Origin of the sequence: Dyadobacter sp. CY351 (assembly GCF_021502625.1) — a bacterium.
Classification (GTDB): Bacteria; Bacteroidota; Bacteroidia; order Cytophagales; family Spirosomataceae; genus Dyadobacter; species Dyadobacter chenhuakuii.
Genome location: NZ_JAKFFU010000003.1, coordinates 497,832 through 509,715, shown reverse-complemented (window position 1 = coordinate 509,715; position 11,884 = coordinate 497,832). Strand labels below are relative to the sequence as shown.

The following is an 11,884-nucleotide window of genomic DNA, read 5'->3' as shown; positions in this document are numbered from 1 at the left end:
TAACCGGCAAAAGCGCGGCAAGTAGTCGTAGTTTATAATAACTGTGCCGGTAAGGCAAGCATTTGTCAGGCAGGCAGGAAAATCGTGAATGTTGCTCCCGCGCCTTCTTCGCTGGTAACGGTAATGCTTCCGCCGTGATTGGCTGCCACCCGTTCGCAAATGGCCAGCCCAATCCCCGTGCCTGAATACTGGCTTCTGCCGTGCAGGCGCTGGAATAATTGGAATATCCGGTCTGCATATTGTTGTTCAAAACCGATCCCATTATCCGAAACTTCTATCTGATAGTACAAATTAGAGGTGCGCAACACCTTCGCAGAAGCCGGCAACTGAGCATTGTTAAGGATCTTTCCGGTAATCTGGATTACTGGCGGCACATCGGGCTTCCTGAATTTCAGCGCGTTACTGATAAGATTAAGGAACAGCTGGTTCAACTGCATCCGGTCGCCTTCGATCACAGGCAGGTCCTGCACGAAAATCTGTGCGGATGTTTCCGTGATGACCAATTCCAGATCATTCAGCACATCATTGATAACCTTATTAAGGAATACCTTTTCAATGACCTCATTATGAGCTGTAATTCGCGAAAAGGATAGCAAGTCTTCGATCAGATCGGACATGCGTTTGGCAGAACTCTGCATGCGCTGCAGGTAAGTCAGGCCATCGCCCAGATTTTCTGAATATCGCTTTGCCAGCAGATCGGAAAAGGATTGGATCTTGCGGAGCGGTTCCTGTAAATCATGGGAAGCCACGTAAGCGAATTGCTGGAGATTCACATTGGATTGCTGCAACAACAGATTCGAGTCCGCAAGCTCATCATTGGTTGCACGGTATTCCTCATTCAGAGATGCAAGCTCTTCGTTCATCACTTCAAGCTGCTGCGTACGCTGTTGCACCTGCGCTTCGAGCGTATTCTTAATTTCCCGCTGGATCGTCACATCCTGCGCAGTGCCGATCATACTAACCGGCTTTCCGTTCTCGTCATAAAGCACTTTGCCTTGCGCATGAAGAATCCTGGCAAAACCTGTCTGCTCAGCATCCATGGTATATTCCATGTCGAAATGCCCGTCTGATCCCGGAGCGAAGGCGCGGTTTACGGCTTCTACAACAGCCGGCAGATCCTCCTTGGAAATGGCAGCGTATACTTTTTCAAATGTAATGGTATCCTCCTTTTCAACACCGAACCAATATTTCAATCGGTCGGAATAGTCAAAGATGCCGGTCGCCAGGTCGATGGAGTAGGTGCCTAGCTCAGCCAGTTCAATGGCGCCACGCAAAAATGTTTCGGTTTCTTCAATCTGCTTCCGGCTTAACACCTGTTTCGTCATGTCCGTCGCAACTACGAATACGCCGTTAATGTTACCGGCTTGGTCACGCTGCGGCTGATACGCCAAATCCACATAAATGGTTTGAATCACGCCATCGATGGCAAGATCCACAGGCTGCTCTTTTGAAATATAGGGAACACCGGTGTCGATCACGCCTTTCAGCAGGGCGTCAAACCCTTGTCCCTCAATTTCAGGAATGGCTTCCATCAGCGGTTTGCCGATAATGTCTTCCGGTTTCCGGCCCACCAGCCTTCCGTAGAAGGGGTTAGCCATTGTAAAAGTCAAATTTTCCTTACCTATAATAGCGATGCCAACCGGCGACTGCTCAAACAATTCCAGCAGCTGCATCTGGCTTTCTTTAATGCGTTCTTCGAGGTTAACCCGGTTGGTGACGTCAATGGCGATGTCCAGAACTGCGTATACATTGCCATCTCGGTCGTATACCGGGGAGTAGGTAATGTCGTATTTATTATAAGTCATCACGCCCTGCTGAACTATATTGACCTGGGTCCCAAAGCTTTGAAATGTTACACCAGTCGTGTACACATCGTCCAGTATTTTAAGGAAAGCCTGGTTTTCCAGTTCCGGCATTACGTCCCGCAGCGGCCGTCCAACAATATCCGGTCCTTTTCCAACTATATCAATAAATGCCTGGTTGGGCATTTCCACAATGAGGTCACGCCCCACAAACAAGCCTATTGCGGCCGGGGCGGATTCAATTACAGTTCTCAGTTTCGCCTCACTTTCTTCATATGCTTTCTGGGCCTCTGTCTTTGCGGTTGAATCCTCAACATTATTCGTAATGTCGATGAAACTGCCCAGCAGCCGGGTCACACCATTAGCGGTGGCGTGCGATTGCGCTTTACAAAGCACCCAGCGACGGCCTTGCGAACCAGTCGTGCGGAGTTTTACGGAAAATGAGTGCGGTGCAGGCTGCTGCATCGCATTGGAAATCTCGTTATGAAATGCAACGACGTCTTCCGTATATATTTGATCCAGAAGAAGTTGTAGGTCAATGATATCGCTGCCGGCAAGCTGAAAAAGATTTTTGGTCCGTTGGCATATACGAATATTATTACTCAGGAAATCCAGTTCCCAAGTACCTATGCCAGCGGATTCAAGGGCGAGATTGAGACGTTGTATTTCTAAGTTATTATCAGTATCAAATGAATTAGCCTGGCCTGCCATGAATTACGCGTTTTAGAGCAAGATAGTGAGTGCTCAGCTCCTGGCCTCGTTGCCTGGGAAACAGAGTATGAATGCTGGTGCCAAAAACACTATGCCAAGATTATGTGCCCGTAGTAATCTTAAATTTTTAATCATAAAAAATCTGCTAACGGTTTGGAAAATATCTTCTTAAATGATTTACTTTGTAATGCAAAGTACTTTTTAAATTATTAAATCAATCCTGCCATTGTTTATGAAAGATCAAATCCTGTTAAATCTCGACAACCCTGGTCAGCTGGAAAGGTTGTACCGGGCAGACAAGCCAACATTCAAGCGCGCATTCAAAACATTGTATCCCGAATTGCAGGAAAACGCCCTGGCTGGTTTCTGGCACGAGCGGCTCAGCTTCGCCAATGAGGAAATCTCCTGGGGCAGCCGCAAGGACCTGGTTTTTATCGTTATAGCATCATTATTTGCAGGCCTCATTGCAAAAATCCCTGCCATATTCGGTGTTAACGAAGAGTTCTTTTATTCAAGAAATATCGGATTTGTGGTTTTCCCGGCATTGATGGTATTTTTTGCCAGGAAAAATAAAATGCAGGCTGGAAACATTGCCGTGCTGGCGGGATCAATGGCGGCGGGATTGGTCTATATCAACCTTTTACCAGATGTTAAAACGAGCGATACATTGATCCTTTCCTGCATTCACCTGGTGCTGTTTCAATGGTCTGTTTTGGGCTTTGCATTCGTCGGCGACCGGAGCGATGTGAGCGAGAAGCGGCTTGGATTCCTGAAATATAATGGGGATCTCGTCGTCATGACTGCCTTAATCCTCATTTCGGGTGGGATCCTGACAGCCATTACGATCAACCTGTTTGCATTGATCGGGTTTCGTATTGAAGAATTTTACTTTCAGAACATTGGTGTTGTTGGCCTGGCAGCGGCACCGATTGTCGGCACTTATCTTACGCAGACCAATCCTCAACTGGTAGGCAAAGTCTCGCCGGTGATCGCGAAGATTTTTAGCCCGCTCGTGCTGGTCATGCTGATTGTTTACCTCATTGCCATGGTGTATTCTGGCAAAGATCCGTATAATGACAGGGAGTTTCTATTGATTTTCAATGCATTGCTGATTGGTGTAATGGCGATTATTTTCTTTTCTGTTGCCGAAACGACCCGGATATCCAGGAGTAAGGCGGAGGTTTGGGTGCTCTTTGCACTTTCGGTGGTGACGATTATGGTCAATGGCATTGCGTTGTCGGCCATATTATTCCGGATTTCGGAGTGGGGGATTACGCCGAACCGCGCGGCAGTGCTTGGCAGTAACGCGCTGATCCTGATAAATTTACTGCTGGTAACTGGCCAGATATACAAAGTGGTGATCGGCAAAACTGATATAAAAGAAGTAGGAAAAACAATCGGTTACTTTCTGCCCATTTACTTTATATGGACCATAATCGTAACCTTCGTTTTCCCACTGGTGTTTGGGTTTAAATAGAAAAAAACTTGGGATAGGTTATTTGGTCACTTATCCCAGGTTTGCCGTTTACTTAGTTACAATATAATCCTCTGAACGATCTTTTGCCGGAAGTGAAAATATCAGTTGCTTGCTGGATACAAAGTTTCCCTGTTGGTTTGACTCTTTCATTTCTTTGACATAACCGCTCACATCCAAGGCATAACCGAATTTTATAGGAGAAGCGAGGCTTGTTGCAGTTACCTTCTTTACGAGACTTTTTCCAAAGTTTCCGAAGATGGGCAAATACGCGTCACCCATCCAGCCCAGCGCTACGTTATTGAAAACATGCAAGTTAATGGTCGAACCTTTGTCCAGCTGTGTAGGACCACCGACATATTCAGTGTATTCGTAGTTTACAAGTTCCATGAACTTGTCGCCGTTGGGCGTATTGTCTACATATAACAACTTGAAGACATTGCCCATATTGTCGTATGTTAAAGTTACCGTCGTTTTACTGCCTTTAAAAGCAACGAGTTTTGTGAGCTGATTTTTGTTGTTGTAATGATATTCTACTGTTGAGGTGGACGCTCCATATATTCCCCCTGTTTCAAAATTCTTATAGGTGAGGCTTGTTGCATGTCCATTTGACAATTTCCAATCCATCGTCAGGTAGGCCTTGCCATTCCTGTATCTTATCGCCTTTACAGAATTGGGAGCATATTTGTATTCCGTCCGGTAAATTCTATTTTCCAGCGTTTCAATCACTTTTTTTGTACTCCCATCCGCATTATAAATGATCGTATCATTGTTAAATTTTGCCAACCTCGAAGCAGGGATCATCACAGGTGGAGCCTGCACGATTGCAGCATTGCCTGCTGCCGATTCAAAAGCTGGAACAAACTCTTCTTTCTGACAAGAAATAACAATTAGTCCACAAGCAACGCCGGACAATACAGTGATTTTGTTTAATAGTTTGCTCATATGTATTCAGTTTAAATGGATTTTTACCGCTGTAATACTAGAACAAATGGTTGGCTTATAACCTAAGAATGAATGTTCGGCGGGAACGGAGAAATTAACGGTTTGGGCGCATCAAAAAGAAATAACTTTTCTACCAGATAATATCAAGCTATTTTGCCATTTTAGAAACCAGACATAGTAATAGTTCTGCCAGTAAAAAAGGCCATCCCCAAATTAAAATGGGATGGCCTTGAACATTAATTACCAGGGAGGATTTACTAATTAAATTCAATATCCAGCTTATATTTCTGTAAAAGTCCTATGAGGTTAGAGCCGGAGAATTTAGATCTTTTTAATCTGTTCAATGTTGGGTCAATGTTGAAATTATGCGCAGTTCGGAAATCCGTTTTTTCTAGAATTGAATCGATAAATCTGGCCCCGTCCAGGTCGCAATTTTCAAAAATTGCTTCGGTTAAGTCTGTTTCTTCAAAATTGGTGCCAATTAATGAGCAATTTTTAAAGCTTGTTTTATTCAGATTGGTCTCATGAAAATCGGCATGATCCAATACACATTCATTGAATGAAAAGGAGAAAATAAATGGATTGCAAACTGAGAAATTGACGTCATCTATTTTGCAATTTGAAAATACAACTTCGCGAAAACCTGTGCCATTTAGCTTGGTTTGAGTGAAATCGCAATCCGTAAAATGACACTCAATAAAGTTGTTGCCGCTCAGGTCACTGCCTTGAAAATTACACCTGATAAATTCGCAGTTAATCCAGGTCCGGTCCTGTAAATCTTCTTCGGCAATAAATACATTTTCAAAATGGTCGTTCTGGCGAGTGGACGGTTCAATGGATAGGTTCATGTTGTAATAATTAAAATATGACATGGCTTTTGAAATCATGACATTTAACTGAGGATTTACCCTAATTTTATCTTTGTTTTAATGTGTATTTTGCCTGGTATATCAGGCAATTTCCTCTTCTTCCGGAAATCTTTTGGCTAGTTTTCCAACCGTAAGTCCCTGAACGATAATCGAGAACAAAACTACGAAGTAAGTGATGGCCAGGAAGATATCCTTATTCAGATCCTTATCGATCGATAGCGCCAGGGCGATAGAAACACCCCCGCGCAGGCCACCCCAAACGAGGATTGCAATCGATTTTTTTCCAAACTTATTTCTGAACGGAATAAATTTCACCGGAAGATAAATGGAAATAAAACGTGCGAGCAACACCACCACAATGGCGATCACTCCGGCTGTCATAAACCTTTTCAGATCAGGAATCAGCAATAATTCAAAGCCGATAATAAGGAAAAGAATGGCGTTCAGTATTTCATCAATCAATTCCCAGAACTTATCAATGTAATCGCGTTCCATGTCGGAAACTGCGCCGGGGTTTTTACCATAGTTACCCACAACAAGTCCGGCTGCAACCATCGCAAGCGGGCCCGACATATGCAATGCCTGCGCCGCCAAATGTCCGCCCATGACGATTGCCAGCGTGATCAGAACATGTACATTATAGCCATCGACTTTGTAAATCATTTTAGATCCCACAAATCCGAGCGCGAGTCCAAGCGCAATCCCACCCAATGCTTCCTTTACAAAAAGCATCGTAATGCCGCCAAAAGTAGTGTTCACTTCTTCGCCTCTCGCAAGGGCGAGCATCAGGATAAAGATCACAACGGCCATCCCATCATTAAAAAGCGATTCACCCGCAATTTTGGTCTCGATGGATTTGGGTACGCCAGCCTGTTTCAAAATCCCCAAAACTGCGATCGGATCCGTAGGAGAAATTAAGGCACCGAAGACGAGACATTGTATCAGCGGCACGTGCAGGCCGGTCAGTGGCAACAGATAATAGATTAGAAAACCGATGATAAAGGTTGACATCAGCACGCTGAGCGTGGAAAAGATAATGATCGGGAGCCGCTGCTCGCGCAGGTCTTCAAGGTGAATGTGGATTGCACCTGCAAATAGCAGAAAATTCAACATGGCGCCCATGAGAATTTCCGTTAGGTCCACACTGCCGATGAGGGTTGTGATGCGCAGAAATGTTCTCGGGAAAATGGTGTCCGTAGCGATCAGACCAAGCGAAACGAGTAAGGCAATGACCATAACGCCGATGGAAGGCGGCAGTTTGAGAAACCGTGAATTGATGTACGAAAATATGGCCGAGAGGACAATTAAGGCCGAAAATGAATAGTATAACTCCATGCAATAATTTTTAGATCAATCTAAAATAACAAATTCCTGACCGCAAAATCAATCTGAAAACGCGTTTCCGGCAAACTCTAATGGTATTCTAATATCGATGGCGGTGGTTTGCGTAACGACTTTTTGGCCAATGTTTATTAGGTTTACACCCCCGAAACCTGACCTCGTTCATGACCCGTATGAGACGATTTTTACCTGTCTTTATTCTGTTGTTTTTTCTCATGGCGTGCCATGCTAAAAAGGAAAATAATGCGGCTGAAATGAAGGAGCCGCCCGTTTCCACGCAGTCGGGCAGGGAATTGGCGGCGACGCATTGCAGCCGTTGCCATGCATTTGTGCTGCCGGAAATATTGGGAAAATCAAACTGGAAGAAAGTGCTTCCCGACATGCACGAGCGCATGGGCCCAATCCTGGCCAAAGCCGACTGGCAAAAGATCGAGCAATATTTTATCTCTCAGTCGCCGGACTCTGTTGCGCCGCCGATCCGGGCAAGTAAGCTCCAAATGGGTTTGGGCCATTTCAAATACAGGGAAACAACATTTTCCCACCGGCCGGCCATGACTTCCATGGTGAAGATCCTGCCTAACAATCGCGGCGTCGTATATAGTGATGCGAAAGGCAAAAGCAATGTGCTCACTTTCCTGAAACCCGACCTGAGTGAAAACTACAGCATGCGCCTGGAATCGACGCCGATTGACTTTTATGACAAAGGAGAGGAGCTGTATCTGACCATGATCGGTAACGGGATCTTTCCAACAAATGCCCGCGACGGTGCGGTGCAAAGGCTCGTTAAGAATGGCTCTGAAAAAGGCTTGAAATCAGGCAATGTTGCCATTTCCAATTTACAGCGGCCTGTTTCGATGGCTTATGGTGATCTTAATAAAGACGGTTTTGAAGATGTTGTGGCGTGTGAATTTGGCAATGAGAACGGGCAGCTGGCCTGGTTTGAAAACAATGGCCGCGGCGGTTATGACAAACATGTGCTCCGGGAGAAACCCGGCGCGGTCTCGGTGGTGATGAAAGATGCCAATCGGGATGGCTTAATGGACATTTACGTCCTCATGGCGCAGGCGGATGAAGGCGTTTTCCTTTACATGAATAAGGGTTCAGGGAAGTTTGAGGAAAGGCGGTTGCTGTCCTTCATGCCGCTCAACGGTTCGCAGCATATGGAACTCGCCGATTTTAATAAAGATGGTTTTGACGACATTATCTATGTATGCGGAGACAATGCGGACAAAACACCCATTTTGAAAAACTACCATGGCATTTACATTTTCCTTAACGACGGAAAATCCAATTTCCGCCAGTCCTATTTTTGCCAGATGAATGGCGCTTACAAAGCACTGGCGCGGGATTATGACCGCGATGGCGATCTGGACATTGCGGCCATTTCGTTCTTCCCGGATTATGCGCGTTATCCGGAAGAGAGTTTTATTTATCTGAAAAATAAAGGAAACCTGAAATTTGAAGATTACTCATTTCCCGAAGCGACCAAAGGCAGATGGATGACTATGGACGCCGGTGATATGGATGCGGATGGCGATGTGGATCTCGTTTTGGGATCATTCGTCCATTTCCTGCCGCTGGGGGATCAGACAGGTCTGGGGCAAAAATGGTTGCAGGAAGGGCCTTCTGTGATTGTCCTGGAAAACAAAATCCGGTAAGCCAGGGCAGCTTACCGGATTGCTTAGTCAGTTATTTTTCGACCTTTCCGAGCGGTCGTGCATGTTTTCCTGCACGTTTTTGTAAGTCATCACCGAGATCCTCCCGCGCAGCTTCGGCGACCTTTTCCAGCTCTGCTACAACTTCCGGATATTGCGAATACACGTCATAGCGCTCGGCCGGGTCACGCGTAAGATCGTAAAGTGCCTGGGGAATGGCGTGATCTTCGGGTGCGGGTCCCGGCTGGCCGTCTTTGCCTGGCAATGATCCTTCATAAGTCCGTCCCGGATGCGCGAAGACCAGTTTCCAATTGTCCTTCCGAACGGCTTCTAGGTTATTTTTACGATAATAGTAAAGGAAATTCTCGCGGGGCTTCTTGGATTCGTCGCCTTTCAGCAGATCGGCGAATTCAATGCCGTCGATCTTTTCCTTGGGCAACTTTGCACCGGTTAATTTTACCAATGTGGGCAGGATATCAATGTTTGACAAAAGCTTGTTGGAAATTCTTCCGGCAGGCACCACGCCCGGCCAGCGGATCATGGCCGCCACACGCTGACCACCTTCGTAGGATGTTCCTTTTCCTTCGCGGAAACCACCGGACGAACCTGCATGGTCGCCATAATTGAGCCAGGGACCATTATCACTTGTAAAAATCACAATGGTGTTATCGTCCAGACCCTGATCCTTCAATTCCTTCATAATCTGCCCCACCGACCAGTCCAGTTCCGAAAGCACATCGCCAAAAATCCCGCGCTCGCTTTTTCCTTTGAAATTAGCGCTCGCAGCCAGCGGAACGTGAGGCATCGGATGCGGCACATAGAGGAAAAAAGGCTTTTTCTTATTGCGCTTGATGAATGAAACGGCTTTTTCCGTGATCGTCGGCGTCAGCGCGCTTGCATCGTTCAGGTCTTTAATCTCCTTCACTGGCTTGTTTCCGTCGATCCAGTAAAGCGGCGGATATTGTGCCTGCTTTTGCCATGGATGCAGCGGCCACATATCATGCGAGTAAGGGACGCCGTAATATTCGTCAAAACCCTGCTGTTTCGGCAAAAATATCGAATCGCTTCCCAAATGCCATTTGCCAAAAATTCCGGTTGCATAACCATTCGCTTTCAGCAATTCGGCAATCGTTTCTTCCTGCGGATGCAGTCCCAGCCCTTGCTTTGGCCCAAATGCGCCGTAAACACCGACGCGGTTTGGATAGCAGCCTGTGAGTAAAGCGGCGCGGGAAGCACTGCAAACGGCTTGTGCCGCCATAAAATTGGTGAAGCGCGTTCCTTCTGCTGCGAGCTTGTCAATGTTCGGTGTTTTATAACCCAATGCGCCGGTGACGGTTAGGTCGCCATAACCGAGATCGTCGATGAAGAACAGGACAATGTTGGGCGTTTTGGCCGCCGGTTTCGGAGCCATTGCCGCAAGGAATGCGGCAGCGCATAAGGCAAGCGCAGGGAAAACTATAAACTTTAAACTTTTACTAAAACGCATATTACCAGCCAGGGTTTTGGGTTAATGTTGGATTTAAATCTCGCTCTTTTTGCGGAATCGGCCACAAATAATGACGGCTTGCATCAAATGTTTTGTTGACAGCAACGACTTCGACCGTTTTCAAAGCACCGCTGGCATCCTTATAAGTGATTCCGTAAACCGGCCCCGGCATAACTTTCTCAGCGGTTTTCCAGCGGCGTATATCAAACAAATGTTGTCCTTCAAATGCCAGTTCAACCGTTCTTTCGCGGCGAACAATGTTCCTCATTTCGGCCTGCGAAGCTGTTTTAACAGCAGGCTGTTTCACATCGCTTCTGCCGTTTCTCACCAGATTGATCGCTGCCAGAACGCTCGCATCAATTTGTCCCAATTCAATTTTAGCCTCTGCATAGGTCAGCAAAACTTCTGCATAACGGAGCAGGATAATGTTGATGCCGCTGTTCACAGGATTCGAAAAGTCATCGACCAGAACGTATTTTTTAATGTTAAATCCAGTCGTGGAAGCAATGTAAGTGCTGCCAATCGCATCCGCGGTTCCGCTGTTCGGAGCTGGTTTGAAAGCAATGCCGCTTGGTAAAATATCGCCTTCAAGGAAAATGGAGAATTTCAAACGCGGATCTCGGTTCACATAAGGCGTTGCGGGATTATAGCCGCTCGCATTTTCGGTAATGAGCTTTCCGGCAGTGGTTTCATATGTGTCCACAAGTGCTTTGGTAGGCACATACGTGCTCTGGCTGTTTTTCTGGCTGTAAGGTGCGAGCAGCGGGAACACATTAATCGGATAGTTGTCTTTGATAAATTGCCTGTCAAATAAAACCTCCTTATTGTTCTCAGCCGCGTAAGTGAAAAGCTTTTCATAAGAACTATACAATTCATAAACGCCCGACTTAATGACCAGATCCGCTTCGGCAGCCGCTTTTTCATAGCGGCCTGCATATAAACTGGCCCGCGCCGCAAGCCCCAGCGCCGCTCCTTTCGTAACCCTGCCGTTATCCGAAGCCGGGTAAGTCGCTGGCAATAATGCAGCCGCTTCGTTGAGTTCTTTGTCAATAAAATCCCAGATTTCAGCGACGGGTATGTTTTGTAAAGTCCTGGATTCGTCGATGGTTATGGACGTTGTTACAAGGGGAACACTGCCGTATAAGCCAGCCAGTTTAATGTATTGGCAAGCGCGCAAAACCTTCGCTTCGCCTCTCAGCTGATTGATCAGTGCCGTGTTGCCGGAAGGCACTTTGTCCACGTTTTCGAGGAAGTAGGAGGTGGCGCGGATGCCCCGGTAAGCGCGTTTCCACTCATTATAGATCTTTGAGCTCGTTCCATCGTAAGTGCCGAGCTCTACATAAGCCTGCACATCGAAGTTCTGGTTCGTATGCGCGATCTCAGTAAGTGCGTCCCAGCTGATGATGTTGGTGCTGTCGAGGTCTGTGTATAAAGCATTAACAGCAAGTTTTGCATCCGTTTCGGTGGTCCAGAAAACGTCTACGGAAAGCCGGTCATTCGGGAATGTTTCGAGCAGATTATTGTCGCACGACATCAGCAGGCCAGAGGAGACAGCAATGCCGGTAATGATATGTTTTAATGTAATTGATTTCATGATTTTC

General features: G+C 46.4%; 8 protein-coding genes. 2 read left to right on the top strand and 6 right to left on the bottom strand.

What is annotated here, in order from left to right; genetic code table 11:
- Positions 1-65 precede the first annotated feature (65 nt).
- On the bottom strand, positions 66-2,513 hold the full coding sequence (locus L0660_RS07655; protein ID WP_235158953.1) for a PAS domain S-box protein: 2,448 nt from the start codon (positions 2,511-2,513) through the stop codon (positions 66-68).
- Positions 2,514-2,745: 232 nt separating this feature from the next.
- Between L0660_RS07655 and L0660_RS07650 the strand changes: the two genes are divergently transcribed.
- Complete coding sequence (locus tag L0660_RS07650) at positions 2,746-3,990, top strand: hypothetical protein (protein WP_235158952.1); 1,245 nt, start codon at positions 2,746-2,748, stop codon at positions 3,988-3,990.
- Between the two features lie 48 nt (positions 3,991-4,038).
- Here L0660_RS07650 and L0660_RS07645 read toward each other — a convergent pair whose 3' ends face one another.
- The 3 genes from L0660_RS07645 to L0660_RS07635 all read right to left on the bottom strand — a co-directional run bounded on the left by L0660_RS07645 (position 4,039) and on the right by L0660_RS07635 (position 7,136).
- On the bottom strand, positions 4,039-4,932 hold the full coding sequence (locus tag L0660_RS07645; protein WP_235158951.1) for a hypothetical protein: 894 nt from the start codon (positions 4,930-4,932) through the stop codon (positions 4,039-4,041).
- 257 nt (positions 4,933-5,189) lie between these two features.
- Positions 5,190-5,780, bottom strand: coding sequence for a pentapeptide repeat-containing protein (locus tag L0660_RS07640; RefSeq protein ID WP_235158950.1), 591 nt, complete (start codon positions 5,778-5,780; stop codon positions 5,190-5,192).
- A 102-nt stretch (positions 5,781-5,882) separates the two neighbouring features.
- Complete coding sequence (locus L0660_RS07635) at positions 5,883-7,136, bottom strand: sodium:proton antiporter (protein ID WP_235158949.1); 1,254 nt, start codon at positions 7,134-7,136, stop codon at positions 5,883-5,885.
- 179 nt (positions 7,137-7,315) lie between these two features.
- Between L0660_RS07635 and L0660_RS07630 the strand changes: the two genes are divergently transcribed.
- The gene (locus L0660_RS07630; protein WP_235158948.1) at positions 7,316-8,800 is read left to right on the top strand and encodes a VCBS repeat-containing protein; all 1,485 of its coding nucleotides are present in this window, start codon (positions 7,316-7,318) and stop codon (positions 8,798-8,800) included.
- A 31-nt stretch (positions 8,801-8,831) separates the two neighbouring features.
- Here L0660_RS07630 and L0660_RS07625 read toward each other — a convergent pair whose 3' ends face one another.
- Entirely contained in the window at positions 8,832-10,208 is a 1,377-nt protein-coding gene (locus L0660_RS07625) for a sulfatase (protein WP_235159224.1), read from the bottom strand.
- A gap of 76 nt (positions 10,209-10,284) precedes the next feature.
- Positions 10,285-11,877 (bottom strand): RagB/SusD family nutrient uptake outer membrane protein, encoded by a 1,593-nt coding sequence (locus L0660_RS07620; RefSeq protein ID WP_235158947.1) that lies wholly within the window; start codon positions 11,875-11,877, stop codon positions 10,285-10,287.
- Between the last annotated feature and the right edge of the window lie 7 nt (positions 11,878-11,884).

Excerpts from the sequence above, each read along its gene's own strand:
- L0660_RS07655 (WP_235158953.1), bottom strand. The coding sequence starts at position 2,513 with ATGGCAGGCCAGGCTAATTCATTTGATACTGATAATAACTTAGAAATA.
- L0660_RS07650 (WP_235158952.1), top strand. The coding sequence starts at position 2,746 with ATGAAAGATCAAATCCTGTTAAATCTCGACAACCCTGGTCAGCTGGAA.
- L0660_RS07645 (WP_235158951.1), bottom strand. The coding sequence starts at position 4,932 with ATGAGCAAACTATTAAACAAAATCACTGTATTGTCCGGCGTTGCTTGT.
- L0660_RS07640 (WP_235158950.1), bottom strand. The coding sequence starts at position 5,780 with ATGAACCTATCCATTGAACCGTCCACTCGCCAGAACGACCATTTTGAA.
- L0660_RS07635 (WP_235158949.1), bottom strand. The coding sequence starts at position 7,136 with ATGGAGTTATACTATTCATTTTCGGCCTTAATTGTCCTCTCGGCCATA.
- L0660_RS07630 (WP_235158948.1), top strand. The coding sequence starts at position 7,316 with ATGAGACGATTTTTACCTGTCTTTATTCTGTTGTTTTTTCTCATGGCG.
- L0660_RS07625 (WP_235159224.1), bottom strand. The coding sequence starts at position 10,208 with ATGGCTCCGAAACCGGCGGCCAAAACGCCCAACATTGTCCTGTTCTTC.
- L0660_RS07620 (WP_235158947.1), bottom strand. The coding sequence starts at position 11,877 with ATGAAATCAATTACATTAAAACATATCATTACCGGCATTGCTGTCTCC.